General features: G+C 71.0%; 21 protein-coding genes. 11 read left to right on the top strand and 10 right to left on the bottom strand.

Going from position 1 to position 26,146, the window contains the following annotated elements; all coding sequences use genetic code 11:
- The first annotated feature begins 5 nt into the window (after positions 1 to 5).
- From IEZ13_RS35750 to IEZ13_RS47040, 3 genes are read left to right on the top strand one after another with little or no spacing between them, the layout of a single operon-like run.
- Positions 6 to 557, top strand: coding sequence for an RNA polymerase sigma factor (locus IEZ13_RS35750; RefSeq protein ID WP_229795459.1), 552 nt, complete (start codon positions 6 to 8; stop codon positions 555 to 557).
- A 52-nt stretch (positions 558 to 609) separates the two neighbouring features.
- Positions 610 to 825, top strand: a complete 216-nt coding sequence (locus IEZ13_RS47045) for a hypothetical protein (protein ID WP_229795457.1) — start codon at positions 610 to 612, stop codon at positions 823 to 825.
- Between the two features lie 25 nt (positions 826 to 850).
- On the top strand, positions 851 to 1,078 hold the full coding sequence (locus IEZ13_RS47040; RefSeq protein WP_229795455.1) for a hypothetical protein: 228 nt from the start codon (positions 851 to 853) through the stop codon (positions 1,076 to 1,078).
- Here the strand turns inward: IEZ13_RS47040 and IEZ13_RS35740 are convergent.
- Positions 1,075 to 2,397 carry a serine/threonine-protein kinase gene (locus IEZ13_RS35740; protein WP_183220029.1) on the bottom strand — a complete coding sequence of 441 codons (1,323 nt, stop codon included), beginning with the start codon at positions 2,395 to 2,397 and terminating at the stop codon, positions 1,075 to 1,077. The genes IEZ13_RS47040 and IEZ13_RS35740 overlap by 4 nt on opposite strands.
- Before the next feature lie 54 nt (positions 2,398 to 2,451).
- Positions 2,452 to 3,114, bottom strand: a complete 663-nt coding sequence (locus IEZ13_RS35735; protein WP_183220027.1) for a hypothetical protein — start codon at positions 3,112 to 3,114, stop codon at positions 2,452 to 2,454.
- 146 nt (positions 3,115 to 3,260) lie between these two features.
- Here IEZ13_RS35735 and IEZ13_RS35730 point away from each other — a divergent pair, with 146 nt between their 5' ends.
- A complete protein-coding gene (locus IEZ13_RS35730; RefSeq protein WP_183220025.1) occupies positions 3,261 to 6,095 on the top strand; it encodes a PAS domain S-box protein in 2,835 nt (944 codons plus the stop codon).
- Between the two features lie 7 nt (positions 6,096 to 6,102).
- Here IEZ13_RS35730 and IEZ13_RS35725 read toward each other — a convergent pair whose 3' ends face one another.
- The gene (locus IEZ13_RS35725; RefSeq protein ID WP_183220023.1) at positions 6,103 to 8,655 is read right to left on the bottom strand and encodes an MGH1-like glycoside hydrolase domain-containing protein; all 2,553 of its coding nucleotides are present in this window, start codon (positions 8,653 to 8,655) and stop codon (positions 6,103 to 6,105) included.
- Between the two features lie 303 nt (positions 8,656 to 8,958).
- Here IEZ13_RS35725 and IEZ13_RS35720 point away from each other — a divergent pair, with 303 nt between their 5' ends.
- The gene (locus tag IEZ13_RS35720; RefSeq protein ID WP_183220021.1) at positions 8,959 to 9,630 is read left to right on the top strand and encodes an LppX_LprAFG lipoprotein; all 672 of its coding nucleotides are present in this window, start codon (positions 8,959 to 8,961) and stop codon (positions 9,628 to 9,630) included.
- Positions 9,620 to 11,170 (top strand): MFS transporter, encoded by a 1,551-nt coding sequence (locus tag IEZ13_RS35715; protein WP_229795453.1) that lies wholly within the window; start codon positions 9,620 to 9,622, stop codon positions 11,168 to 11,170. Before IEZ13_RS35720 ends, IEZ13_RS35715 begins: the two co-directional genes overlap by 11 nt.
- A 358-nt stretch (positions 11,171 to 11,528) precedes the next feature.
- On the opposite strand, the gene IEZ13_RS35710 is transcribed toward IEZ13_RS35715, so the two are convergent.
- The 3 genes from IEZ13_RS35710 to IEZ13_RS35700 are packed head-to-tail and all read right to left on the bottom strand — an operon-like array spanning position 11,529 to position 14,488.
- On the bottom strand, positions 11,529 to 13,034 hold the full coding sequence (locus tag IEZ13_RS35710; RefSeq protein WP_183220019.1) for a tripartite tricarboxylate transporter permease: 1,506 nt from the start codon (positions 13,032 to 13,034) through the stop codon (positions 11,529 to 11,531).
- The gene (locus tag IEZ13_RS35705; protein ID WP_183220017.1) at positions 13,034 to 13,483 is read right to left on the bottom strand and encodes a tripartite tricarboxylate transporter TctB family protein; all 450 of its coding nucleotides are present in this window, start codon (positions 13,481 to 13,483) and stop codon (positions 13,034 to 13,036) included. The genes IEZ13_RS35710 and IEZ13_RS35705 overlap by 1 nt, the downstream gene beginning before the upstream one ends.
- The gene (locus IEZ13_RS35700; protein ID WP_183220015.1) at positions 13,484 to 14,488 is read right to left on the bottom strand and encodes a tripartite tricarboxylate transporter substrate-binding protein; all 1,005 of its coding nucleotides are present in this window, start codon (positions 14,486 to 14,488) and stop codon (positions 13,484 to 13,486) included. It lies immediately after the preceding gene.
- Positions 14,489 to 14,667: 179 nt separating this feature from the next.
- On the opposite strand from IEZ13_RS35700, the gene IEZ13_RS35695 reads away from it, so the two are divergent.
- The gene (locus tag IEZ13_RS35695; protein ID WP_183220013.1) at positions 14,668 to 15,882 is read left to right on the top strand and encodes an oxygenase MpaB family protein; all 1,215 of its coding nucleotides are present in this window, start codon (positions 14,668 to 14,670) and stop codon (positions 15,880 to 15,882) included.
- Between the two features lie 4 nt (positions 15,883 to 15,886).
- Here the strand turns inward: IEZ13_RS35695 and IEZ13_RS35690 are convergent, their stop codons facing one another.
- The 4 genes from IEZ13_RS35690 to IEZ13_RS35675 all read right to left on the bottom strand — a co-directional run bounded on the left by IEZ13_RS35690 (position 15,887) and on the right by IEZ13_RS35675 (position 21,480).
- Positions 15,887 to 17,050 carry a TetR/AcrR family transcriptional regulator gene (locus tag IEZ13_RS35690; protein WP_183220011.1) on the bottom strand — a complete coding sequence of 388 codons (1,164 nt, stop codon included), beginning with the start codon at positions 17,048 to 17,050 and terminating at the stop codon, positions 15,887 to 15,889.
- A gap of 28 nt (positions 17,051 to 17,078) precedes the next feature.
- Positions 17,079 to 18,197: an aromatic ring-hydroxylating oxygenase subunit alpha gene (locus tag IEZ13_RS35685; protein WP_229795451.1), complete on the bottom strand. Its 1,119-nt coding sequence runs from the start codon at positions 18,195 to 18,197 to the stop codon at positions 17,079 to 17,081.
- A gap of 9 nt (positions 18,198 to 18,206) precedes the next feature.
- Positions 18,207 to 20,630 (bottom strand): GcvT family protein, encoded by a 2,424-nt coding sequence (locus tag IEZ13_RS35680; protein ID WP_183220007.1) that lies wholly within the window; start codon positions 20,628 to 20,630, stop codon positions 18,207 to 18,209.
- A gap of 73 nt (positions 20,631 to 20,703) precedes the next feature.
- Positions 20,704 to 21,480, bottom strand: coding sequence for an IclR family transcriptional regulator (locus IEZ13_RS35675; RefSeq protein ID WP_183220005.1), 777 nt, complete (start codon positions 21,478 to 21,480; stop codon positions 20,704 to 20,706).
- Between the two features lie 145 nt (positions 21,481 to 21,625).
- On the opposite strand from IEZ13_RS35675, the gene IEZ13_RS35670 reads away from it, so the two are divergent.
- Genes IEZ13_RS35670 through IEZ13_RS35655 form a run of 4 tightly spaced genes read left to right on the top strand, consistent with a single transcriptional unit; the run spans position 21,626 to position 26,146 of the window.
- Positions 21,626 to 22,744, top strand: coding sequence for an NAD(P)/FAD-dependent oxidoreductase (locus tag IEZ13_RS35670; protein WP_183220004.1), 1,119 nt, complete (start codon positions 21,626 to 21,628; stop codon positions 22,742 to 22,744).
- Positions 22,744 to 23,064, top strand: coding sequence for a bifunctional 3-phenylpropionate/cinnamic acid dioxygenase ferredoxin subunit (locus IEZ13_RS35665; RefSeq protein ID WP_183220003.1), 321 nt, complete (start codon positions 22,744 to 22,746; stop codon positions 23,062 to 23,064). The genes IEZ13_RS35670 and IEZ13_RS35665 overlap by 1 nt, the downstream gene beginning before the upstream one ends.
- Positions 23,061 to 24,722: a choline dehydrogenase gene (betA, locus tag IEZ13_RS35660; RefSeq protein ID WP_183220002.1), complete on the top strand. Its 1,662-nt coding sequence runs from the start codon at positions 23,061 to 23,063 to the stop codon at positions 24,720 to 24,722. Before IEZ13_RS35665 ends, betA begins: the two co-directional genes overlap by 4 nt.
- Entirely contained in the window at positions 24,719 to 26,146 is a 1,428-nt protein-coding gene (locus IEZ13_RS35655) for an aldehyde dehydrogenase family protein (RefSeq protein ID WP_183220000.1), read from the top strand. Before betA ends, IEZ13_RS35655 begins: the two co-directional genes overlap by 4 nt.

Here is a 26,146-nt window from a genome sequence, read left to right as displayed (position 1 = left end):
GGCTGGTGGACAGCCCAGCCACCGAGGTCGAAGAGTTGGCACACGCGGCCGCGGCCGGCGACGCCACCGCGCTGCATGTCCTGCTGACCGTGCTGCGACCTGACATGCTCCGGATATGTGCCCGGTTCCTGCCGAACCGCGAAGACGCCGAAGACGCCTGTCAGGACGCGCTGCTCGCGCTCACCAGGTCGATCGGCGGCTTCGAGGGTCGCTCGTCGTTCCGTACCTGGCTTTACCGTCTGACCGCCAACCGTGCCAGGTCGACCTACCAGAGGCTGCGCGGCCGCTTCCTGGCCGAATCGGGTGGAGTGCCGCTGCCCGATCGTCCCGACCCGCGCAGGACCAGCGTGGTAGCGGGAACCCGCCTGGATCTGCTCGACGCGCTGGAGCGGCTACCACCCGATCTTGCCGAGGCGGTCGTCCTGCGGGATCTGCTCGACCTCAGCTACTCCGACATCGCCGCGCTGATCGCGGTACCGGAGGGCACCGTGAGATCCCGCATTCACCATGGCCGTTCACAGCTGCGGCTGCGGCTGGCACCGCCCGGGGGAACCTGATGCGGGGCCGGCTGACGGTCGGTGCGCTCGCCGCGTCGCTGGCCATGGTGGGATGCGCGGCCGAGTCGCCGGTCTCACCGCTACCGACCGAGGCTGCCACCGAAACGGCACCGGTACGGTCGGCGGCCGCCGGGCCGGCGAGCAGAGCCTCGAGCGTGTCGCCGCCCCGGCCCTCCCCCGCGTCCACTTCGTCGCCGTCGCGCCGCCCCCTCGTCACCCCGAGCCCGAGCCGGACGTCCACCCGGCCTCCGGCGTCGCCGTCCTGTGAAGGCGCGGTCGTCCACACCATCGACGTGGCCGCGGACGAGCTGGCTCTGGTTCCCGCGATGTGCCTGGCGGCCGGTGCGGTGCTGCGCATCGAGAACATCGGGCCGGGCGAGGTCACCACCGACTCGCCGGAACTGGTCGCGCAGCATTACGAGGCCGGCATCGTCGAGGTGCGTTTCGTGCGCAGGGGCACTGTCGTCGTGACGATCCCACAGGGCGGCAGGACCTATGACATCACGGTGGTGGTCCGCTAGGTCGTGCCGACGCCGCCGAGCAGCTCGTCGACCTCCTCGTCGCTCGCCTTCGGTTCGAGGGCGATCTGCACGTACACCAGGGCCGCCGATCGGATGTCCGGACGGACCGCCTCGATGATCACCGGCTTGGGACCGGTGCAGGTGAAGCGCGCCACCACCCAGTCGGCGCCGGACTGCCGGACCGGTGCCGCGGCGCAGCGTGCGTGCGGGTGCTCCGCGACGAAACCGGCCGCCGTCGTGCGTGCCCCGGCACTGCGGGACAGTCCGATGAACGCGCCGGGCACACCCGGATCGGTACGCCAGCGCGCGGGATCCGGGGAGATCACCATGGCGGGTTCCAGCCGGCCGTCCCCGTCGAGGCGGCCGGCCCAGCCGGACCCCGCGGCACGCCATCCGGCGGGCAGCGCGACTGTCAGCTGCCCCGTACCGTCCCGGGCCGTGCGCGTGCCCTCGGGTCGGGCGGCGTCGGACGGGACGCCGGCCAGGACCACGACGGCCGCGATGATGGTCGCCGCGCGCCCGAACGGCGTGAACGCGCCACCGGTGTCGTTCCCGACGGCCCGATCGAGCGCCGCCGCGAAGGCGGCGGCGTCCGGAGGTCGATCCCGGGGGTTACGCGCCGTCGCCCGGTGCAGGAGCGCGGCGACCCCGGCGGGCACGCCGGGGCGCATCCGTGGCCGCCCGGTGCTCTGCTGGGCGCTCAGCAGCCGGGCGCCGAGCCGTCCCAGCCCGTAGACGTCGGCGCTGGTGTCCACCGCGGCCAGGGGGTCGTCCTGTTCCGGAGCCATGTAGCCGGGGGTGCCGGCGCGCGCGGTCAGCCCCGATGCGGCGGCGAGCGCCTTCGCCAGGCCGAGGTCGGCGATCAGTACCCGCTCCGGTCCTGGTGACGCTGTCTGGAACAGGATGTTGCCGGGCGTGAGATCGCGATGCACGATCCGGTGCCGGTGCAGCACCGCGACGCCCGCGGCGATCTCCCGCAATACCCGCAAGGCCACGGTGGGCGGCAGGTCACCCTGATCGAGCCGGTCGCGCAGGCTGCCGCCCTCGGCGAATTCCATGACCGAGTACGGGCGGCCGTCCGGCAGTTCGCCGACGGCGTACACCCGCACCACCCGTTCGTCGGCAAGCCGCCACAGCAGCCGGGCCTCCTGCTGAAAACGTTCCCGGACCCGCAGGTCGTGGGCCCAGTTCTCGGCCAGCACCTTGATCGCCACGTAGGCGTCCAGCGCCGGGTCGTGGCCGAGCCACACGGTGGCGAACGACCCGGCGCCGAGCAACCGTTCGATGCGGTACCCGCCGATCTGCCGTAGGCCGGTCATGATGGTGCGACTTCACCCGTCACGGCTCGACCATAGACGCCGATCGCTAGACGGCTAACGGACCGCGACGGCCGTCACGGAGCGTGTCGCCGCGTCCACCGTGGCGGTGAAGACGACACTGGCCGGCCGGCGGAACTGGCAGGCGTGGATGCCGGCCTCGTAGTGACAGTTCACGGCGTCGGCAGGGGTGACCGCCAGCAGGCCGGGCCCGAGGTCGACCACCCGCAGCGTCGCGCCGATCCGCAGGCACGGCGACCACCAGCGCAACTCGTCGGTGGTGTCGAGATCGACCACGCTGCCCGCCGGCGAGCAGGCCGTCGACGGCTGTCCGGGCACCGCCGCGGGCACCCGGACGAGCAGCTCCCGGGCATCCGCGGCCAGCGTGAGGCGCACGGTGCCGGTGCGGATCAGGCGGCACTGGTAGGTGCCCGCCGCGTAGAAGCAGTCGACCATGGTGGCGGGCTGCGCGAGCAGCGACCCGGGTCCGGTGTTGACGACACGCACGACCCCGCCGACCGCGATGCACAGGCGCGGCAGCGTGCCGGGCTGTGCGGCGTCGACGGAGTGGACCACCGCGCCCTCGCAGGCGGCGGCGCCGGCCGCGAGGGACGGCGGCCCAGCGGCCGCCGGCGCGGCGCCGAAGGTGCCGGCCACCAGTAGGACGAGTCCGAGCAGCGTGGCCGTGCCGAGCCGGTGGGGATGCGAAGAGATGCGCATGACGCGTTCACTCCTTTTCGTAGGGCTGTCCTCCTGTCTGTCCCACCGCAACCCGCTTTCGTTCACCGCCGGGATCGTCTGATGTTTCGGATCGCGGCGCACGCGCTCAGCAGGAGCGCGATCCCGCCGATCCGGTGAAGGTGAAGGTGCGCGCGCAGGAGGTGGTTTCGGCACGCGTCTGCGAGGAGCCGGACCCGGCGCCGGGTCTGAACCGGCTGGCCCGGATGGCCGCGCGGCAACTGCATGTCCCGATCGCGGGAGTGTCCCGGCCCGGCACCGACCCGAACCAGTCGCATCCGTGCAACCGGTACGTGGTCAGCGAGGGCGACCCGCTGATCGTTGTCCGCTGCGACACCGACCCGCGGCTGAGCCACGACTCGGCGGTCCGGGAACACGAGACAGTCGCCTACGCCGGTTATCCGCTACGGGGGCCGGACGGGGAGTCGCCCGGCGTGTTCTTCGTGGCCGACATCGTGCCGCGGGAGTGGACCGACGACGAGCTGCAGAACCTGCTCGATCTGGCCGAGACCGCCGAGTCGGAGATCGCGCTGCATACCGCGTACGATGCCGCACGGCTTTCCGCGGCACGGCTGCAGAAAATGCTGGACGGCGCGATCGAGGCCTACCTGTCGATGGATGCCGCCGGGCGGATCATCGGCTGGAACAGGTCCTCCGAACAGCTGTTCGGCTGGTCCGCCGCCGAGGTTCTGGGGAAGCGCACCACCGACCTGCTCGTGCCCCCGAAGTCCCGGGACAGGCACGAACAGAGGCTGGCCGAGGCCCGGCGTACCGGAACATCCGACCTGGTCGGGCAGTGGCTGGAAATAGCCTTGCTGGACAAGCGGGGCCGGGAGATCCCGGTCGAGACATCTCTGTACATGGACGACGGGCACGGCCGGCCGGTGTTCAGCATGTTCATGCACGACATCACCGAGCGGACCGTGGCGCGTGCCGAACTGGAGAGCGAACGGGCTTTCCTGCAGGCGGTGCTGAACAGCCTGGACGTCGGGGTGGTGGCCTGCGACAGCCAGGGCGTCCTGACCCAGTTCAACTCGGCCATGCGGGAAATCCACGGCCAGGACATGCTGCCGCTCGGGCCGGAGTCGTGGTCGCGGACCTACCACCTGTTCGAAGCGGACGGGCTCACCCCGATGCGGCCGGAAGATGCCGGCCTGGCCCGCGCCTTCCGGGGTGAGGTCGTGCGGCGCCAGGAGATCTCGATCGTCGTCCCGGGCCGGCCACCACGCTACTTCCTCAGCAACTCCCGGCCGGTCGAGACCGCGGACGGGCGGTGCCTCGGCGCTGTGGCGGCGTTGCACGAGATCACTGAGACGCGCCGCGCCGAGCTGCTGCGCCGCTGCCGGTACGCCGTTACGAGCGCGCTCTCCGAGGCCACCTCGGCGCAGGGGGCGGCGGCCGCGGCCGCCGCGGCTGTCGCCGCCGAACTCCAGTGGGCCTGCGCCGAATACTGGGAGGTCGACGAGGAGCAGAGCCTCCTCGTCCGGAACAGTTGCTGGAGCCGGCCCGGCACCGACCTGACGGCATTCCGCGACGAAGGTACGCGGGCCCTCACCCGCGGCCACGGCTTGGCCGGTTCCGTCTGGGAACGCGGCGTCGAGATCTGGAGCACCGACCTGATCCGCGACCTCACCTTCCCCCACCGGGGCCGGGTACGGGCCGGGTACCGGGCCGGGCTGCGTACGGGGGTCGGGGTACCGGTGCACCGCGGTCACGGGGTGGCCGGCGCGCTCGTGTTCTTCATCGATGCCGAGATCGACCGCGACGACGAGATCCTCGCCATGCTGTGCGACATCGCCGGGCAGATCGGCCGCTTCGTGGAACGGCGCCGCGCCGAGGACCTCACCCTCGCGCTGGCCGCCGCCCGCCGCGACTTCAACCGGGTCGTCGAGCAGGTCAACGACTCGTTCTGGACCGTCGAGGTCACCCCGTCCGGTGAGGTCCGCTCCAGTTACTCCAGCGTCGGTGGCAAGGGCGTCTACGGCGGCGCGCTGCCCACCGACGGGGACATGGCGACCACCGTCAGAGCGCTCGTGCACCCGGACGACCGGGAGATGTTCGAGCTGTTCTACGAGCAGGCGTCGACGGGCGAGCCGGCCGAATGCGAATGCCGGCTGATCGGCCTCGACGGCGTCACCCGCTGGGTGTGGATACGCGCCGTCCCCCGCCGCGAGAACGGCCACCTCTACATCGACGGCACCAGCACGAACGTCACCGAACGCCGGGAACTCGCCGACCAGCGGGAGCGGCTACTCGCCCAGGAACAGCAGCAGGTACGCCGCCTGCGGGAACTCGACCGGATGAAGGACGAACTGGTCGCCGTCGTCAGCCACGAACTGCGCAACCCCATCGCCATCATCGCCGCGCACACCGAGTTCCTCCGCGAAGAACCCGGCCTGGCCGACCAACCCGAACTCGCCGTCATCGCGCGTACCAGCGACCACCTCAACCACCTCGTCGAAGACCTGCTGGACCTCGCCCGCTTCGACAGCGGCCGAACCACCATCGACCGCAAACCACTACGGCTGGACCAGTTGCTGCGCCAGGCCGTACACGACCACCAGCCCAACGCCGAAACCCAATCGGTCACCCTCACCACCGACATCGGCCCACTACCGCTGGTGCCCGGCGACGCTCCCCGGCTCCGGCAAGTCGTCGACAATCTGCTCTCCAACGCCATCAAATACACACCTGCCGGCGGCACCGCCACCGTGACCGCACACGCCGACGACACCATCGTCACCATCGGCATCACCGACACCGGCATCGGCATCCCGGCCGAGCAGTACCCCCAGCTCTTCACCCGCTTCTTCCGCGCCACCACCGCGACCGACCGCAAGATCAAAGGCACCGGCCTCGGCCTCGCCGTCACCAAAGCCATCGTCGACGCTCACGGCGGCACGATCACCGCCCAGCCGGCGCCCACCGGCGGCACCACCTTCACGGTGGCCCTGCCCCATTGAAAGGCCGTCACCGGCCGATGCTCGAGCGTAGCTGCCACTGCTGATCGGCGGTGCCGTTGTCGCGGTACTGCTGGACGTCGGCGCTGTCGGCGGTGGACATCCGATCGACCGCCAACAGCTTGCCGCTGTGCCGGTTGACCAGTTTGAAGTTTCCGTCGCCGGCGTCCACCGGCAGCCACAGGTGGTCGGCGGTGCCGTTGTCGTCGTACTGCACGACCTGGGCGCTGTCGGCCGTCGACATGCCGGCGACGCCGAGCACCTTGCCGCTGTTCAGGTTTTTGATCCGGAAGTAGCCGTCGCCGTTGTCGACGAGTTCCCAGCGGTGGTCCATGGTGCCGGTGTCGCTGTACTGCTGGACCGGTGCGCTGTCGGCCGTCGAAGCGTTGTTGACGGCGAGGAGTTTGCCGCTGTGCCGGTTGAAGATCTTGAAGGTGGGCCGGCTCCACACCTGGAACTCGCTGAGGCCCCAGCCCACGCCGCCCCCGCGGTTGGGCGCGACGACCCGCAGCCGGGTCGCGATGACGGCCGGGAAGGTTATCCGGGTGAGCCCGTTCACCGCCGGTGACGTCCCGCCGGGACTGCGGTTCTGTCCCGGCACGGTGCGCCACTCGGCACCGGTGAAGTACTGGAGGTCGTAGCTCGCCGGCACCCGCACTCCCCCGCCGTCGTCGTAGAAGTACAGCCGCACGTCGTCGACCGTGACGGGCCGGCCGAAGTCCACCCCGGCGTGGTCACTGGCGTTCGGCGAACCGTACGAGGTCCAGCGGGTGTTCTGCGGCACGGTGTGTTCGAAGATGTTGCCGTCGATGATCCGCCAGGCGTTGTCGACCTGGAAGGTGTACGAGGCGAACGGCTGCGCCGCACCGTTGCCGTGTCGCTGGCTGTTGGCGGCGATGTCGACCCGGCCCTCGGTCCCTGGCGGGGTCACCGGGTCGCCGACGGTGACGGTCAGCGGGTTCAGGCCCGCCTGGGCGGCGACCTGGGCACCGTCGACGAAGACCTTCAGCCCGGCGCCGCGGCCGTACCGGGTCCCGGTACGGTCCCACAGCACGGTGAGGTTGTGACCGTGGTACGGCGTGTTCTCCAGCAGGAAGTAGTCCCAGGTCGCCGGGGCCAGCGGTGTGATGGTGACCGCGTTGTCGGCGCGCCCGTCCACGCCGATCAGTCCGGAGATGACGTTGTCGACGTACGTCGAATGGTTGTAGTCCTCGCTGTGTCCCCGCCCGTCGTAGATCCACCGGTTCTCGTCCGGGTGGTGGGCCTCGGCCACGTAGGGCACGCCGTCACGGTATTGGGTGAGGGCGTACTTGTGCAGCAGGTCGACGTAGTCGGCGCTGTCGGCGTAGGGCTGAGCCGGATAGTCCTGGAGCAGGTTGGCCAGGCCGGACAGAACCTGGGCGGTGGCGTACGGCCAGGACGGGCCGTTCCAGCGGCAGCAACCGCTGAGCGCGTCACGCATGAACTGCGGGCTACGCCGTTCAGCCGTGGTCGGACCGTACCCGGAGTAGAAGCCTTGCGGGTCGGTCACCTGCGCCCAGGCCACGGAGCGGCCGGCGTCCGGCATGTTGAACATCCACGGCACGAAGCCGATGTGCTCGCGGGTGTCCAGTTTGCCGAGTCCGGGGTTCTGGTCGCGCATCACGTGGTAGTAGAAGTTGCGCTGCGGGTCCCACAGCCGGTTGTCCATCGCCGTTTTCAGCGCCGCGGCTCGCGCGTTGTAGGCGCCGGCGGTCACCGTGTCGCCGTTGAGGGCGGCGATGGCGGCGATCGCCCGCGCGTCACCGTACTGGTAGGCGTTGATGCTGGGCCGGTAGCCGGCGCCGCCGTGGTACGGGTCCGGTGACTGGTACGACGCCGCGGACAGTTCGCTGGCGTCCCAGACCGGGACCTGCCAGTACAGCCCGAGGGCGGCGTTGAACTGCACGTTCCACCGGTCGTAGAACCGTTGCAGCGCCGGCTGCTGAGCGGTGACGAACGCCCGGTCGCCGTTGATCAGGTATCGGTTCCACACCGCGCTGGCGGCCCAGAAGCTGTACTCGTGACCCCAGTCGGTGGTGTTCGGGTTGACCGCCTCGACGGCTGGTTTGGGTCCCGCGCCGGGACCGGTCAGCCAGTAGTTGATGTAGTCGTCGAGGTACTGGGCACTACGAACCCAGCGCCCCTCGTTGATGTGATGCCCGGCGGCGGCGGAGATCCCTCCGTACGGGGCGCCGTAGGAAACCGGGTCGAGGAACTCGCTGGAGATCCAGCCGAACTGCGGCCCGGTGTAGACCAGGTGTTCCTTCCACGTCTTCCACCGGTAGTAGTAGACGTCCTGGATCTGGCGGTCGGGCACCTCCAGGAACGGGATGTTCGCCCGGTACCAAGCGGGATCGTCGAAGCCGCCGACGAAGGCGTTTCCGTCCAGGAACGTCGTGCCGGCGCCGACCGCGGGCAACGGCCCGGGCGGATCGACAGCCGCCGCCGGACCGGTGGTGGCGGCGAGGCCGGCGGCGGTCACCGCGAGCGTCGCGGCGGCGGCGAACAGCCGCCGCAGCGGAAGGGGGGCACGCACGGACATGGGCGGGACTCCTCGAGGACCAAGGCACACGGGATCTGTAAAGAATCCAACCTGTTCGATATGGGCGATGTCAATCTGTGAGCGAACGTGATGGGAAATGTTGTACCCCCACCGAGGCCACCATTTCGGGTCGTCGCGGACTCGCCCGAAGAGGCGCGTGCCGTTGCCGTCGACAGGTACGGGGAAGGCATCGTCTCCGTTTGGAACGAGGAGGCCGCGAGAAGGCGCCGGTAGACGTGGGAGGGCGTCTCGCACCCGAGTCGTCACCACATCGTGACCGCTAAGCGGTCTAGCATTCGCTCTATGCTCCGACTCCGCCCCCTGCTTGCCCTGGTCGCCGTCATGTTCTCGCTGGTCGCGTGCACTCGCGACAAGAGCGACGACACGGCGAGCCTGCCGAACGGCGCCACTCTGGTGCAGGAGTGCGCGGTGGCGATGCGCGAGGTCAAGACCACGCGCTTCCTGATCGTCGCCGACGGTGAGATCGCCGGGCTCAGCCTGCGACGGGCCGAGGGCACGCTCACCAGGGAGGGCAGCGCGAAGGGCACGGCGCAGCTCGACCAGGGCGGCTCGATCGTCGAGCTGGAGTTCGTGATCGTCGGCGACAAGCTCTATCTGAAGGGGCCGACCGGCGGTTACCAGACGCTGCCGCTCACGCTGGCGGCCACCGTCTACGACCCGTCGGCCATCCTCGATCCCGAGCGCGGCGTCGTCACCATGCTCGAATCCGTGACCAGCCCCGAGACCGAGGCCGCGGAGGCGGTCGGCGGCAAGGACGCCTGGCGGGTCGCGGCCAACACGACCGGCACCGGGCTGGCCGGGCTCATCCCCGGCCTCACCGGCACCATCCCGACGAAACTGTGGATCGCCGCCGCCGACAAGCGCCTGCTCAAGGCGGCCTTCACGCTGCCGGGCGGCTCGGTGACGGTGACGTTCGAGGAGTTCGACGTGCCGGCGGTGATCAGTGCGCCCTGACGCCACGGCCACCGTGCCGGTGGCGCGGCGGCGGCTGGCGATCGGCGTCGGCGGCGCCGCCGTGCTGTTGGGGGCCCTCGACGCGTACGTCGTGGTCACCGTCCTCACCGACATCCTCGGCGACCTGCACATCCCGCTCAACCGGCTGGAGCGGGCCACCCCGATCGTGACCGGCTACCTGCTCGGGTACGTGGCCGGGATGCCACTGCTCGGCTCGGTCTCCGACCGGTTCGGCCGTCGTGCGGTCATCGTCGCGTGCCTGGCCGGATTCGCGGTGGGTTCGGCGGTCACCGCCGGGTCCGGCGAGTCGCTGTACTGGCTGGTGACCGGCCGGGTCCTGCAAGGATTGGCCGGTGGCGCGCTGTTGCCGGTGACGATGGCTCTCGCCGGCGATCTCTGGACGGAACAGCGCCGTCGCGCGGTGGCTCTCGGCACGGTCGGCGCCGCGCAGGAACTGGGCAGTGTGCTCGGCCCGATCTACGGTGGCGCGGTCGCGGCGCTGATCGGCTGGCGGGGCATCTTCTGGATCAACATCCCGCTCGCCGTCCTGGCCATCGTCGCGGTGCTGATCGCGCTGCCCCGCGAGCCCGCCGCCGGCCGGGAACGCCCCGGCGTCGACGTGGTCGGCGGGATCCTGCTCGCCGCCGGGCTTGCTCTGCTCGTCGCCGGGCTCTACAACCCGGATCCGCGAGACTCGGTGCTGCCGGACTGGGGTCCCGTCGCGATCGGCGCGGCGGTGGCCGTACTCCTGATCTTCGTCTGGTGGGAGAGCCGGACCCGAACGAAGCTGTTCGATCCCGCGGGCGTGCGCATGGCGCCTTTTCTCGCCGCGCTCGGCGCGAGTTTCTGCACCGGCGCCGCCCTGATGGTGACCCTCGTCGACGTCCAGTTGATCGCGCAGACGCTGCTCGGCAAGGACGCGTTCGGCGGCACACTGCTGCTCACCCGGTTCCTGGTCGCCCTGCCGGTCGGGGCCCTGCTCGGCGGCGTGCTGCTCGCTCGCCTGGGCGAACGGCTGGTCACCCTGACCGGGCTGCTCACGGCGGCTTTCGGGTACGTGCTGATCGCGCACTGGCCGACCGATGTGCTCGCCGTGCGCTACGCCGGGTTCCTGCCCCGCCCGGACACCGACCTCGTCGTCGCGGGGTTCGGTCTCGGCCTGGTGATCGCGCCGCTCGCCGCGGCCGTGCTGCGTGTCACCCCGCCGGACCGGCACGGGGTGGCCTCCGCGGCCGCGGTCGTGGCCCGGATGGTCGGCATGCTGCTCGGTGTCGCCACGCTGACCGCGTGGGGGCTGCACCGCTTCCAGACGTTGACCGCGGCACTCGACACCCCGCTGCCGTTCGGCGTCGACCCGGCCGAGTACCAGGCCCGGCTCGCCGTCTACGAGGCGGCGGTCAAGGCCGCCCTGCAGACCGAGTACCGCGAGATCTTCCTGGTCACGGCCGGCGTCTGCGTGCTCGGCGCGCTGCTCGGGCTGTGGCTTTCGGGCGGGCCCGATTCTGGTGGTCGGATCCGGGCCGTCCGCGGCCGGATCTGACCGGCGCTACATCTCGACGAACTCGCCCAGGGTCGCGACCAGGGCGGGCTCGCTGATCTCCATGTAGAGCTTCTTGTCCGGCTCGAGGCGGCTCACCACGACAGCGCCGGCGTGTGCGCCCACCGCGCGACCACCCGCCCGGCTTGACCGGCGGCATGTGCGGAAGTGGCAGCCCGCCCGGCCTGCCCGGGCACCGATCTGCGCCCGGCGGGCGCGGCAAAGGCCGGAGCGGGCAGCGAGATCGCGCCGACCGGACGGGACGGTCCGAATGAGGCGGGACGGGGACACGCGTACAAGAAAGAAAGGAGCTGGAAGCGAAACGCGGACCTCGACCACGAAAGCGCGAGGAGACGCCCGGTCAATCGTCCTCGGTGAAGACGGTTTCGCGGCGGCGGCGGATGGTGGGGAGGGCGACCACGATCAGGGCCGCGGCGGTCAGGAGCAGGAGGCCGGCGGAGATCGGGCGGGACAGGAAGACGGTGGGGTCGCCGCGGGAGATGATCAGGGCGCGGCGCAGGTTCTCCTCCAGCAGTGGGCCCAGGACGAAGCCGAGCAGCAGTGGGGCCGGTTCGCAGCCGCATTTGATCAGGACGTAGCCGAGCAGGCCGAAGAAGGCGATCGCGTAGACGTCGTACTCGTTGAAGCCCAGTGAGTAGGTGCCGATCACCGCGAACAGCACGATCATCGGGAAGAGCACCTGGTACGGGATGCGCAGCAGCCGCACCCACATGCCGATCAGCGGCAGGTTCAGCAGGACGAGCAGCATGTTGCCGATCCACATGGACGCGATCAGGCCCCAGACCAGCTCCGGCTCGTCGTTGATCACGTTGGGGCCGGGGGTGATGCCGTGCACGATGAACGCGCCGACCATCAGCGCCATCACCGGGTGGGCGGGCAGTCCCAGGGTGAGCAGCGGGATGAACGATGTCTGTGCGGCGGCGTTGTTGGCCGACTCGGGTCCGGCCACGCCCTCGATGGCGCCGTGCCCGAATTCGGCCCGGCGTTTCGAGATCCGTTTCTCGACGGCGTACGAGGTGAACGACGACAGCACGTGGCCGCCGCCGGGCAGGACGCCGAGTGCCGCGCCGAGCCCGGTGCCGCGCAGGATCGGGCCGACGATGCGGCGGCGGTCCTCCCGGGTGGGCCACAGACCCGCGACCTGACCCAACAGAACCGGCCGATCGCGTTCGTTCTCCAGGTTGCGCAGGATCTCGGCGATGCCGAACATGCCGACGGCGACGGACACGAAGTCGATGCCGCCGTAGAGTTCGCGCTGGCCGAGGACGAACCTCGGCGTACCGGTGTAGATGTCCTGGCCGACCGTGCCGAGCAGGATGCCCAGCGCGATCATCGCGAGGGCTTTCAGCGGCGAGCCGCGGGCCAGGGTGATCGACACGATGAGGCCGAAGAGGACGAGCGCGAAGTAGTCGGCCGGGCCGAATTCGAGGGCGACCGCGGCCAGCGGCGGGGCGGCGACGGCCAGGATGACGGTGGCGATCGTCCCGGCTACGAAGGAGCCGATCGCGGCGGCCGCGAGGGCCGGTCCGGCGCGGCCCTGGCGGGCCATCTCGTGGCCGTCGAGGGCGGTGACCGCGGCCGACGACTCGCCGGGCAGGTTGATCAGGATGGCGGTGGTGGAGCCGCCGTACTGGGCGCCGTAGTAGATGCCGGCCAGCATGATCAGCGCGGTGACCGGTTCGAACTCGAAGGTGATCGGCAGCAGCATGGCGACCGTGGCGGTCGGGCCGATGCCGGGCAGCACCCCGACGGCGGTGCCGAGCAGCACGCCGACGAAGCAGTAGAGGACGTTCTGGATCAGCAGGGCGGTGGAGAAGCCGAGGACGAGGTTGTCGAGGAGGTCCATCACCAGCCCCACAGCGGGAGCCGTAGTTGGAGCCCGACGATGAAGATGAGGGTGGCGGCCACGGTGAGGCCGGCGGCCACGGCCAGGGCGGTGAGCGGCCGGACCCGCCGGCTGGCGAAGGCGGTGAGCAGCGCGGTGACGAAGGACGTGGGGACGAAGCCGAGCACCCGGACGAAGACGCCGAAGAACACGACCGCCACGGTGACGAGCACGATGGCGCGCCACGGGACGGCCTCGAACGGGAGATCGGATCCGGCAAGGAGGCCTTTCACCACGATCGCCAGGCCCAGGACGGTCACGATCGCGCCGACCAGCAGCGGGAAGTAGCCGGGGCCCATCCGTAGCGGGGTCCCCCGGTCGTAGCCGAGTGACCCCACCACGAACACGCCGCCGATCACGGCGAAGACTCCCCCGGCGAGCACGTCCGGGAGTGACCGTCGGCGCTGCATCTACGAGGCCTGCACGCCGGCGTCGGCGATGACCTTGCCCCAGGTCTCGATCTGCTCCTCCAGGTGGGCGCGGTGTGTCTCCGGGGTGGCGTCGGCGGCGGTGACCGGCGCGGTGCCGAGTTCCGCCATCTGGTCGATGACCGCCTGGTCGGCCAGTGCCTTCTGGAGCGCCCCGGACAGCTTCTGGACGATCTCCGGCGGCGTCCCGGCCGGCACGTACAGCCCGTGCCACACGCTCACCTGGAGTTGCGGCATCCCGGCCTCGGTGGTGGTGGGCACGTCGGGCAGGCTCTTGACCCGTTCCGGGGTGGTCACCGCGTACGCCTTGATCTTGCCCGCCGTGATCTGGCCGCTGGTGTTGGTGGTCTGGTCGCACATGAAGTCGACCTGCCCGCCGACCAGGTCGGTGAGCGCCGGCCCGGTCCCCTGGTACGGCACCTCCTGGAGTTTGACCCCGGCCGCCGACTGGAAGAGCAGCCCGCACAGGTGGGAGGCGGCGCCGCGCCCGGCGTTGGCGAGGGTGACCTTGTCCTGGTTGGCCTTCACGTAGGCGGTGAGGTCGGCGAGGGTGGCGGGCGGGAGGTCGGGCCGGGCGACGACGGTCATCGGCACCTCGGTGACCAGCCCGACGGTCGCGAAGTCCTCGAGCGGCTGGTAGCCGAGGTCCTTGTAGAGGGCGGGCGCCGTGGACATGCCGATGTGGTGCATGAGGACGGTGTAGCCGTCCGGTTCGGCCTGGGCTACCTGGCCGGCGGCGACCGTGCCGCCGGCGCCCTCGACGTTCTGGACGACGATCTTGCCGCCGAGCGCCTCGGCCATCGGGTCGGCGATCATCCGGGTGACCGTGTCGGTGGGGCCGCCGGCGCTGAAGGGCACGACGATGGTGATGTTCTGTTCGGGATAGCCGGTGGTGTCCCCGTCCCCGCCGTCGCCGCCCGGGGAGCAGGCGGCGGCGAGCGACACGGCGGCGAGCGCGGCGATTATCCGCGGCCTGCGCGTACCCATGTTTCGACCTCCTTGTCGAAGCCTCGGAACTTCCTCGATGACCGTATTCGCATATCGAGGTTGATCACTAGAGGAGCCACCTTGCCGAGTGCGGCCAGGTGCCGCTATGTTAATCGAAAATCACATATCGATGAACGTAGCCACACCCGCGTAACACCCCGTACGAAGGTGGGAAGCTAATGCAGAATCTCAGTAGACGACGTGTCCTCACCATCGGTGCCGCCCTCGGTCTGGTGGGCGTGGCCGACCCCTCGAAGGCCTGGGCCTGGTCGTCGTCCGGCTCGATCGCCGCGACGGACACCGTCACCGACCCGTGGGGTGTCTGGGACGACGCCACCGACCCGCTGCTCGTCGACCTCCTGGAGAACGGTCAGATCCCGGGCGTCAACACGGCGTTCGAGAAGTGGGTCGACAACGGCGACGCGCTGCCGAGCGGCATCCCGGCGGCGCTCACCACCTACCTCCAGGCGCACAACCGGCTGCCGTCGTGGGCCGATCAGACCAAACTCGACCGTGCCGCCCAGTTCAACAAGCGGATGAGCATGTACCTCTTCCTGCTCTACGGCCTGGGCAGCGGCATCATGAGCACGGTCATCCCGCGGGAGGCGCGCAACGTCTACTGGTCCGAGGGCGGCGCCGTGATGAAGTCGCGGGCGGCCAAGACCTTCACCTACGGGTACGACCTGAGCGCCGTCGACGCCTTCAAGCCGACCGGCCATTTCGTCGTCACCTCGAACAAGACCCGCCTCACCCACGCCGCGGTCCGGCACCTGCTGCCGCAGTCCCCGCACTGGCGGGCGGTCACCGACGACCAGGACTTCATCCCGATCAGCAACGGCGACATCCTGATCACCTTCCACAGCCTGGGCACCTTCGTGCACGGCAAGCTGAAGTCGTGGGGCATCCGGATGTCGGCCGCCGAGGAGGAGGCGTTCCTGCACATGTGGCAGGTGGCGCTGCACCTGCTGGGCGTGCGGGACGACTTCATCCCGGCGACCTGGGCGGCGGCCAGGGCTCAGTCGCAGTACGCGCTGACGCCGCTGCTCGCGCCCACCCCGGAGGGCATCGACCTGGCCGACATCCTGCTCGGGCTGACCTCGCAGGTGGACCTGGGCGTCACCAAGGGCTTCCAGCGGGAGTTCGCCCGCTACCTGCTCGGTGACCAGGTCGGCAACTGGCTGAGGCTGCCGCGCGACTACGCCTCCCGCGCGATCATCGAGGTCGGCTGGCCGGCGTACGTGGCGTTCCGGGAGGGGACGTCGGGGATCATCCCGACCACGTACTCGCTCTTCGACCAGTTCATCCGCGGCGTGGCGATGCTGTTCCTCAACAACGGGACGTCGGCCACGTACACGCCGATCACCATCCCGACCGGCAACCGGGCCGGCACCTGAGCGGTCAGAGCGTGAGGGCGCCGATCACCAGCGCGGTGACGGCGTCCCGGTGGCCGGGCGTGTTCTCCCAGCGCAGCGCGCGCCCGGCCTCCACCACCACGCCGAACCCGGCGTGCACCAGCAGCCGGGCCTGACGCGCGTCCAACTCCGGACGGACGCCGCGCAACTGCTGCTCCCAGATCGCGATGTGCTCCCGCTGGGCGAGGATGAGCGGCCGCTTCAGGTCGTCCGGCAGGCCGGCGATCTCGGCCTCGGCGACGCTGTTGAGCGCGTCGTGCTCGAACTTGTAGGCGACGTACGCCGCGGCCAGCGCCTTCACCGCCGCCCGCGGGCCGGCCGCGTGCTCCAGGCTCTGCTCCACCGCCTGCGCGAGCAGCCCGGCCGCCTGGAGGCACGCCGCCACCAGGATGTCGACCTTGCCGGGATAGTGCCGGTAGATCGCCGACGGGGCCAGGCCCACCGCCTGCGCGATCTGCGCGTTCGTGACGGTGGCGAACCCGTCCCGGGCGAACAGCGGGACGGCGGCCGCCAGGATCTCCGCCCGTCTGGTCCGCGGCACCGGCGAGGCGGGCGGCTCGACCAGCCCGGCGCTGCCGGCGGCGGCCGACGGGTCGGTGGCCGCCACGTGCAGGGCCGACCCGAGCAGCAGGTCCTCGACGCGGCGCTGGGCGATCGAGGTGTGGTGCATGGTGATCGACCCGATGGCGCCGAGCGCCGCCACGGCCCGCAGCCGTGCCTCCGGAAGGGGGAACTCGCCGGCCACCAACTCGGTGACCCGCCCCACCACCTGCTCGAACTTGCCCCGCAGCCGCCGGCGGTCGGCGGCCTCCAGGTAGCGGGCCTCCCACCGGTACAGGCCGCCGGAGGCGCGGTGCGCGACCGTCACCCGGGTGACGGCGGCGAACACGTCGCGGAGGGAGGCGCCGGACGGCGCCTCCCGCAGAGCAAGAACGAGCCGGTCCACCATCACCTCGGCGCACTCGGCGAACAGCGCGTACTTGTTCGGGAAGTGCCGGTACAGCGCCGCGGCGCTGATGCCGACCCCGGCGGCGATCTCCTCCATCGACGCGGCGTGGTAGCCGCGTTCGCTGAACACCTGACCGGCGGCCTCGACGATGAGCTGCTTGCGGTTGTGCGGGCGGGTGGCCGAGGCCGGCCCGGCCGTCACCGCATCACCTGGTACCGGAGCATGAGCGCTAGTCAATCACAGCGTCTCCGAGCCGGTCGGTGACCCATTCGTGGAAGGCGCCGATGTGGTGCTCGGACGGGACCAGGACCCCGCCCCGGGCGTACGCGCGGGAGCCCATCGCCGGCTGGCACCGCTCGCAGGCCTCGAAGTCCTGCACGTTCACCCGATGGAACAGCTCCACCGAACGGGACACGTCCCGGCCGGACTCCACCACCTGTCCCGAGTAGAGCCAGTCGCACTCGACGATCGTGCGGTCGGCGGCGACCGGGTACATCCGGTGCAGGATGATGTGGTCCGGCACCAGGTTGACGAAGACCTGCGGCTTGATGGTGATCGCGTAGTAGCGCCGGTCCTGGTCGTCGGTCACGCCGGGCAGCTTCGCGAAGCCCTCGCTCCCGTCCACGGTGAAGCCCTGGACGCCGGTGCCGAACTCGGCCCCGTGGCCCACGTAGTACTGGGCCGCGTAGCCGTCGGCGAACTCCGGCAGCACCTCGGTCAGCTCCGGGTGGATGGTGGCGCAGTGGTAGCACTCCATGAAGTTCTCGACGATCAGCTTCCAGTTGGCCCGCACGTCGTAGGTGATGCGCCGGCCCACGTCGAGGCTCTCGATCTCGTACGAGTCGATCGCCCCCAGATCGCCGAGCCGCTCGATGACCGCGCCCGTCACGTCGTCGGAGAACGACGGCGGCTCGTCCGCCAGGCACACCCAGACGTACCCGATCCACTCCCGCAGGTGGACGGTGATCAGCCCGTACTCGACACGGTCGATGTCCGGCATCCGCGTCAGGTTGGGCGCCGCGATCAGCCTGCCGTCCAGCCCGTAGGTCCAGGCGTGGTAGGGGCACTGGATGGCCCGCCGCACCTCACCGCCCGGTTCGGTGCAGAGCTTCGCGCCCCGGTGCCGGCAGACGTTGAGGAAGGCGCGCAGCACGCCGTCGCGGCCCCGGACGATGACGACGCTCTCCCGCCCGACGTCGACCGTCCGGAAGCTGCCCGGTTTCGGCAGGTCGGCGGCCCGCACCGCGCAGATCCACATCCGCTCGAAGATCCGCGACTGCTCCAGGGTGAAGATCGTGGGGTCGGTGTAGTAGTGGCCGGGCAGGGTGGGGATCAGGCTTGCGGTCACGGCCACTCCTCACGAGCGGATACGTTCCATCTTCGGGTCGAACAGCGGTTCCGCCCGGACGGTCGCCGGCAGCCGCACGCCGAAGTACTCGACGGCCACCGCGGTGCCCGGCACGGAGAGTGAAGCGGGCAGCCATGCGTACGCGACGGTGCGGCCGATGGTGTAGCCGTAGGAGGCGCTGGTGACGTAGCCGGCGGACGCGCCGCCGGCGTACACCGGCTCCTTGCCCATCACCACGGCGGCGGGGTCGTCGAGGGTGAGACAGGTGAGGCGGCGGTCCGGCGCCGCCGGGCGTGCAACGAGTGCGGACCGCCCGATGAAGTCGCCCTTGTCCATCCGGACGGCGAACGCCAGGCCCGCCTCGAAGGGATCATTTTCGGTCGTCATGTCAGTGCCCCAGGCTCGGTAGCCCTTCTCCAGGCGGAGGCTGTTGAAGGCGCTGCGCCCGGCCGCGACGATCCCGTGCTCCCGGCCGGCTTCCCAGAGCATGTCCCACAGTTTGAGGCCGAGGTCGGCCGAGGTGTAGAGCTCCCAGCCGAGTTCACCCACGTAGGAGAGTCGCATCGCGGTGACCGGGACCTCGCCGACGTAGGCCCGCCGGGCGCGGAAGTACTTGAGACCGGCGTTGGAGAAGTCGGCGTCGGTCAGCGGCTGGAGGACCTCGCGGGCCCGCGGACCCCACAGGCCGATGCAGCAGGTGCCACCGGTGATGTCCCGCAACTGAACAGAATCGGGCAGGTGCCGCCGCATCCAGTCCTCGTCGAGCGGCCCGTTCGCGCCGACCTGGAACGTCTGGTCGCCCAGCCGCGCCACGGTCAGGTCACTGCGGATGCCCCCTTCACAATCCAACATCAAGGTGTACGTGACCGAGCCGACCGTCTTGTCCACGTTGTTGGTCGTGAGGCGCTGGAGGAAGCCGAGCGCCCCGGGTCCGCTCACCTCGAAGCGCTTGAGCGGCGTCATGTCGTACATCGCGACGCGTTCCCGGGTGGCGGCGGCCTCGCCTGCGACGATCGGTGACCAGTAGCGGGCCGACCACTCGTCCCGGGGCGGCGTCACGGCCGCGGCGTTCGACGCGTACCAGTGGGGCCGCTCCCAGCCGGCGCCCTCCAGGAAGACCGCGCCCAGCTCCCGCTGCCGTGGGTGGAACGGGCTGGTCCGCAGGGGGCGCGGGCGGTCCATCGGCTGCAACGGGTGCACGACGTCGTACACCTCGATGAAGTTCTGTTTCGCTCTCTCCTCGACGTAGCGGGGCGCCAACTGCACCGTCTCGAACCGGTGCAGGTCGCACTCGTGCAGGTCGATGCCGGGGTCACCGTCCACGAGCCACCGGGCTACGGCCCGCGCCACACCGGCCGAGTGGGTGACCCAGACCGCCTCGGCCACCCAGAATCCGGCCAGTTCCCGGTGTTCGCCGAGCAGCGGGAAGCCGTCGGTGGTGAACGAGAAGACGCCGTTCATCCCCTCCTCGACGGCGGTGGCCGCCAGGTCCGGCAGCAGCGCGACGCTGTCCCGCCAGGCCGGCGCGAAGTCGTCGGCGGTGAACGGCAGGACGCTCGGCATGACCGGCGCCTCGGCCGGGGAGAGGAAGTCGCGGACCGGCATCGGGCGGTGGCCGTAGGAGCCGATGCCGAGGCGGTCGCCGTGCTCCCGGAAGTAGAGATCCCGGTCCTGGTGGCGCAGGATGGGCCTGGTCGCCTCCAGGACCGGGTCGTTCACACCGGCCAGCGCGGGCACCGGGCCGGTCGTCGCGTACTGGTGGGCCAGCGGCAGCAGCGGCACGGTGAGCCCGGCCATCCAGCCGATCCGCGGACCCCAGAAACCGGCGGCGCAGACCACGACGTCGGCCGGGACGAAACCCTGATCGGTCTCCACACCGGTGACCCGGCCGGCGCTCTGCCCGATGCCGGTGACGGTGTGCCCGCCGAGGAAGCGGGCGCCGCGCTCGATCGCGCGGCGGGCCTGGGCCTCCACGGCGCGGACCGCCTTGGCCAGACCATCCGTGGGCACATGGAATCCGCCGAGGATCCGGGCCGGGTCGAGCAGCGGGTGCACGGCGGCGCACTGGTCCGGGTCGAGCAGCGCGGCCTCGACACCCCACGAGGCAGCCAGCCCGAACCGCCGCTTGAGGTCGTGCAGGCGGGCCTCGGTGGTGGCCACCTCCAGGCCGCCGACCTGCCGGAAGCACCACCGGCCGTCGAGGGTGAGGCCGCTGAGCTTCTCGACCGTGTAGGTGGCCAGCTCGGTCATGGTCTTCGACGGGTTCGTCTGGAAGACCAGGCCCGGGGCGTGCGAGCTGGAGCCGCCGGGGGTGAAGAGGGGACCCTGGTCGACCACGGTGACGTCGGTCCAGCCGCGCTCGGTGAGCTCGTCCGCCAGGGCACTGCCGACGACGCCGGCGCCGATGATGACTACACGGGGAGGCTTGGCCATGGGATCCCTGCGTTTCGTTGAGCGCAACCGGATCTGGAATACGCAACAGCTTCAACGCACAGTCAGGCCCGCGTCAAGCCATGAATCCCATCCGCCCGCTCACCTCGCCGGCAGCGACGATCACCCGCTTCGCGATCTCCGGGAACGCCGCCCGGTCCAGCCGGTACGCCGGCCCGGAGACGCTGAGGGCGGCCACCACCGAGCCGTCGGCGCCCCGGATCGGCGCGGCCACGGCGTTGAGTCCCACTTCGTACTCCTCGCTCGTGGACCCCCATCCGGCCGACCGGACCGCGTCCAGCTCGGCGATCAACTCGCCTCCGCCGGTGAGGGTGGCGGGGGTGAACCGTTCGAGCGGCTCAGCGAGGACGGCGGCCCGGACCGGCTCGGGCGCGAACGCCAGCAGCACCTTGCCGCTGGACGTGGCGTGCGGCGGCGTCTGCCGGCCGACCCAGTTGTAGCTGGTCACCGAGGCGGCGCCGCGGCTCTGGGTGATGTTGACGACGCGGCTGCCGTCCAGGATGGCGATGTTGACGGTCTCCCCCAGGTCGGCGGCGAGCCGGTCGCACACCTCGTGGCCCTGCCGGCTCAGGTCGAGCTGCGCGGCCACCGCCCCGGCCAGACGCACCACGCCGAGGCCGAGCCGGTAGGTGCCACGCTCCTGGGTCTGCTCCACGAAGCCCCGGCTCTCCAGGACCGCGAGCAGGCGGAACGCGGTGGACTTGTGCACACCGAGCTCCCGGCCGATCTCGGTGACCCCGGCGCTGCGGCGCCTCGCCAGGATCTCCAGGATGCTCAGGGCGCGGTCCACGGACTGCACTAGGGCGGGACCCGGCTCGGACTCGTTGCTCATGGCGCAACACTAGGGCAGGAATTTCGGGCACGTTGCGAGATTCGACCGGTATCTGTCGCACTCTTGACTATCGATCAATCCCCCGACAGGCTGTTGCGGATCTCACTGACTGTTTCGTGTTCCACAACAGGGGGCGATTACCGGCGTGGAGAAAGTCGCGATCGTCGGCGCTTCCCTGTCCGGCCTCGCCGCCGCACGCGCGCTGCGCCGGCAGTCCTTCTCCGGCGAGATCATCCTCATCGGAGCCGAGCGCCGCCACCCCTATGACCGCCCGCCGCTGTCCAAGGACTTCCTGACCGGCGCCTGCACCGAGAACGACCTCGCCCTCGACCACGAGGACCTCGGCATCGACTGGCGCCTGGGCGTCACGGCGACCCGGCTGGATCCACGCGGGCGCAGCGTCCATCTCGACGACGGCACGGAGGTCCGGGCGGACGGCGTGGTCATCGCGACCGGAGCACGGGCCCGGACGTTCGGCCGTTCCCGGACCCTGCGCACGCTGGACGACGCCGTCGCCCTGCGCGACGACCTCCGGCGGCGCCCGAACGTGGTGATCATCGGCGCGGGCTTCATCGGCGCCGAGGTCGCCTCCAGCGCCCGGTCGCTCGGCTGCGACGTCACCGTCGTCGAGGCCCTGGACACCCCGCTGGCCGGTCCGCTCGGGCGTGAGATGGGCGCGGTCTGCGCCGCGCTGCACGGCGACCACGGGGTACGGCTGTTGACCGGCGTCCCGGTACGCGGACTGACCGGTTCCGATCGTGTGGAGGCGGTCGAACTGGCCGACGGCACCCGGCTGCCGGCCGACGTCGTGGTGGCCGGGATCGGCGCGGTGCCCGATGTGGAGTGGCTGGACGGATCCGGGCTGGCCCTCGCGGGCGGGGTGGTGACCGACGCGTACGGCGCGACGAGCCTGCCCACCGTGGTGGCGACCGGCGACTGTGCGGTGGCCGCGGGCGTCCGCAACGAGCACTGGTCGCACGCCATGGACCATCCGGCGACCGCGGTGGCCACCCTGCTCGGCGGCACCCCGCCACCGGCCCGGCAGCCCTACCTCTGGTCCGACCAGTACGGCGTGCGCATCCAGTTCGCCGGCCGCCGGGAGCCGGGCGACGCGGTCCGGATCGTCGAGGGCGACCCGGAGCGGCGCGACTTCCTGGCCGTCTACGAGCGCGACGGGCATCCGGTCGCGGTGCTCGGCATGAACCGGCCGAAGTCGTTCACCCGATGGCGCCGCCAGGTGCGCGCGGTCCCGCAGGAGGCCTGATGTTCCAGCCCGTGTGCCCGCTCAGCACGATCCCGCCGGGAGAGGCGTACCGGTGGGAGACCGACCCGCCGGTGGCGATCTTCCACACCGAGGACGGAGAGGTCTTCGCCATCGACGACACCTGTACGCACCAGGACGCCTCCCTGGCCGACGGCTGGCTGGAGGGCTGCGAGGTGGAGTGCCCGCTGCACGCCTCCCGGTTCGACCTGCGCTCCGGCGCGGTCGACGCGCCGCCGGCGAAGAAGCCGGTCCGCACCCATCGGGTCCGGGTGACCGACGGCGTCGTCCACGTGGCGCTCTCCGAACAGGCCCGCCCATGACCGACCGGTACGACTTCGTCATCGTCGGCGGCGGCTCGGCCGGCTCCGCCCTCGCCGCCCGGCTCTCCGAGGATCCGGCCACCAGGGTCCTCGTGCTGGAGGCGGGACGCCCGGACTATCCGTGGGACGTCTTCATCCACATGCCGGCGGCGCTGACCTTCCCGATCGGCAGCCGCTTCTACGACTGGAAATACCGGTCGGAGCCCGAGCCGCACATGTTCGGCCGCCGCGTCTACCACGCCCGCGGCAAGGTCCTCGGCGGCTCCAGCAGCATCAACGGCATGATCTTCCAGCGCGGCAACCCGCTGGACTACGAACGCTGGGCCGCCGATCCGGGCATGGCGGACTGGGACTACGCGCACTGCCTGCCGTACTTCAAGAAGATGGAGTCGTGCCTGGCCGCCGACCCGGACGATCCGTTCCGCGGCCACGACGGCCCGCTGGTGCTGGAGCGCGGTCCCGGGACGAACCCGCTGTTCCAGGCCATGCTGGAGGCGAGCCGCCAGGCCGGATATCCGGCCACCGCCGACGTCAACGGTGAGCGCCAGGAGGGCTTCGCCCTCTTCGACCGCAACATCCGCCGGGGTCGCCGTCTCAGCGCGGCTCGCGCCTATCTGCATCCCGCCATGAGAAGACCCAATCTCACGGTACGGACACGCGCGCACGTGTCCAGGGTCGTCTTCGACGGGAAGCGGGCGGTGGGCGTCGAGTTCACCACCCGCCGCGGCGGCGCTCCGCGACGGGTGCACGCCGGTGAGGTCGTCCTCTGCGGCGGCGCCATCAACACGCCCCAGCTGCTGCAATTGTCCGGTGTGGGCAACGCGGCCGAGCTGTCCGCCCTCGGCGTCGACCCGGTCCACCACCTGCCCGGCGTCGGCGAGAACCTCCAGGACCACCTCGAGGTGTACGTCCAGTACGCCTGCACACAACCGGTGTCGATGCAGCCCTACCTGAAATGGCGGCACCGGCCCTGGATCGGCGCGCAGTGGCTGTTCCTGCGCGGCGGTCCGGCGGCGACCAACCACTTCGAGGCGGGCGGCTTCGTCCGGTCCAACGACACCGTCGCCTACCCGAACCTGATGTTCCACTTCCTGCCGATCGCGGTCCGCTACGACGGCTCGGCGCCCGCCGGTGGCCACGGCTACCAGGTGCACGTCGGTCCGATGTACTCCGACGCCCGGGGCAGCGTGAAGATCGTCAGCCGGGATCCGCGGGAGCATCCGGCGCTGCGGTTCAACTACCTCTCCACCGATCAGGACCGGCGCGAGTGGGTGGAGGCGGTCCGGGTGGCCCGGAACATCCTCGGTCAGGCGGCGCTCGATCCGTACAACGGTGGCGAGATCTCCCCCGGTCCCGCGGTCGAGTCGGACGAGGAGATCCTCGACTGGGTGAGACGGGAGGGCGAGACCGCGCTGCACCCCTCCTGTACGGCCAGGATGGGTGTCGACGAGATGTCGGTGGTCGATCCGGGGAGCATGCGGGTGCACGGAGTCGACGGGCTGCGGGTCGTCGACGCCTCGGTCATGCCGTACGTCACGAACGGCAACATCTACGCCCCGGTGATGATGGTCGCCGAGAAGGCGGCCGACCTGATCCTCGGCAACACTCCCCTGGCCGCGGAGCCGGTGCCGTTCTTCCGGCAGGGCAGCGACCGGTGACCGCCACCCGGGAGATCCGCAACCCGGCCGACGGCAGCCTCGTCGCGGAGGTCCCCGAGCACACCCGCGGCGACACGCTCGCCGCGATCGCGGTGGCCCGGCGGGCGTTCGACGACGGCCCGTGGCCGCGCACCCCGGCGGTCGAGCGGGGCGACCTGCTGTACCGGGTCGCCGCCCTGATCGACCGCGACGCCGGGGAGCTGGCCCGCGCCGAGTCGCTCGACACCGGCAAACGCCTGGTCGAGAGCGAGTACGACATGGCGGACGTGGCGAAGGCCTTCCGGTACTTCGCGGGCATCGCGGCGACCGACGCGGGCCGGGTCATCGAGACCGGCCGCACCGACGCGATCAGCCGGATCACGCACGAGCCGATCGGCGTGTGCGGGCTGATCACGCCGTGGAACTATCCGCTGCTCCAGACGTCCTGGAAGGTCGCCCCGGCGCTGGCCGCCGGGAACACGTTCGTGCTCAAACCCAGCGAGCTCACCCCGTCGACCGCGATCCGGCTGACGAACCTGCTGGCCGAGGCCGGGCTGCCGGACGGGGTGGCGAACCTGGTGCTCGGCGCCGGCCCCGAGGTCGGCGCGCCGCTGGCCGAGGACCCCCGGGTCGACCTGATCTCGTTCACCGGCAGCCTGGCCACCGGGCGGAGGCTGATGGCCGCGGCCGCCGCCACGGTGAAGCGGGTGGCCCTGGAACTCGGCGGCAAGAACCCGAACGTGGTGTTCGCCGACGCCGACGTGGAGACCGCGGTGGACTTCGCGCTCACCGCGGTCTTCCTGCACTCGGGGCAGGTCTGCTCGGCCGGGGCGCGGCTGATCGTCGAGGAGTCGCTGCACGACGAGTTCGTGGACGCGGTCGTGGAGCGGGCCGCGCGGATCCGGCTGGGCGGCCCGTTCGACCCGGACGCCGAGACCGGGCCGCTCATCTCGGCGGCCCATCTGGCCAAGGTGGAGGCGTACGTCGCGGCCGGGCTCGCCGAGGGCGCGAAGCTGCGCTGCGGCGGCCGGCGCCCGGACGACCCGGAGCTGGCCGGCGGGTTCTACTACCTGCCCACGGTTCTGGACGGCTGCCGGTCCGGGATGAGCGTGGTGACCGAGGAGTCGTTCGGGCCGGTGCTCACCGTGGAGACGTTCCGTGGCGAGGACGAGGCGGTCCGGATCGCCAACGACACGCACTACGGGCTGGCCGGGGCGGTGTGGACGCGGGACGCCGGGCGGGCGCAGCGGGTCGCCGGCCGGCTGCGGCACGGCACCGTGTGGATCAACGACTACCACCCGTACGTGCCGCAGGCCGAGTGGGGCGGGTTCAAGCAGTCCGGTGTGGGCCGCGAGCTGGGCCCGCGCGGCCTGGACGAGTACCGCGAGGTCAAGCACGTCTGGCAGAACATCGACCCACGGCCGCAGCACTGGTTCCGTCCCTGA

It is taken from the genome of Actinoplanes campanulatus, assembly GCF_014647795.1.
Classification (GTDB): Bacteria; Actinomycetota; Actinomycetes; order Mycobacteriales; family Micromonosporaceae; genus Actinoplanes; species Actinoplanes campanulatus.
Note: the sequence above shows the minus strand (reverse complement) of the source record. Positions and strands in the feature narration are given on the sequence as shown.

Excerpts from the sequence above, each read along its gene's own strand:
- IEZ13_RS35720 (WP_183220021.1), top strand. The coding sequence starts at position 8,959 with ATGCTCCGACTCCGCCCCCTGCTTGCCCTGGTCGCCGTCATGTTCTCG.
- IEZ13_RS35700 (WP_183220015.1), bottom strand. The coding sequence starts at position 14,488 with ATGGGTACGCGCAGGCCGCGGATAATCGCCGCGCTCGCCGCCGTGTCG.
- IEZ13_RS35710 (WP_183220019.1), bottom strand. The coding sequence starts at position 13,034 with ATGGACCTCCTCGACAACCTCGTCCTCGGCTTCTCCACCGCCCTGCTG.
- IEZ13_RS35705 (WP_183220017.1), bottom strand. The coding sequence starts at position 13,483 with ATGCAGCGCCGACGGTCACTCCCGGACGTGCTCGCCGGGGGAGTCTTC.
- IEZ13_RS35725 (WP_183220023.1), bottom strand. The coding sequence starts at position 8,655 with ATGTCCGTGCGTGCCCCCCTTCCGCTGCGGCGGCTGTTCGCCGCCGCC.
- IEZ13_RS35665 (WP_183220003.1), top strand. The coding sequence starts at position 22,744 with ATGTTCCAGCCCGTGTGCCCGCTCAGCACGATCCCGCCGGGAGAGGCG.
- IEZ13_RS35675 (WP_183220005.1), bottom strand. The coding sequence starts at position 21,480 with ATGAGCAACGAGTCCGAGCCGGGTCCCGCCCTAGTGCAGTCCGTGGAC.
- IEZ13_RS35680 (WP_183220007.1), bottom strand. The coding sequence starts at position 20,630 with ATGGCCAAGCCTCCCCGTGTAGTCATCATCGGCGCCGGCGTCGTCGGC.
- IEZ13_RS35735 (WP_183220027.1), bottom strand. The coding sequence starts at position 3,114 with ATGCGCATCTCTTCGCATCCCCACCGGCTCGGCACGGCCACGCTGCTC.
- IEZ13_RS35740 (WP_183220029.1), bottom strand. The coding sequence starts at position 2,397 with ATGACCGGCCTACGGCAGATCGGCGGGTACCGCATCGAACGGTTGCTC.
- betA (WP_183220002.1), top strand. The coding sequence starts at position 23,061 with ATGACCGACCGGTACGACTTCGTCATCGTCGGCGGCGGCTCGGCCGGC.
- IEZ13_RS47045 (WP_229795457.1), top strand. The coding sequence starts at position 610 with ATGCGCGGCCGAGTCGCCGGTCTCACCGCTACCGACCGAGGCTGCCAC.
- IEZ13_RS35695 (WP_183220013.1), top strand. The coding sequence starts at position 14,668 with ATGCAGAATCTCAGTAGACGACGTGTCCTCACCATCGGTGCCGCCCTC.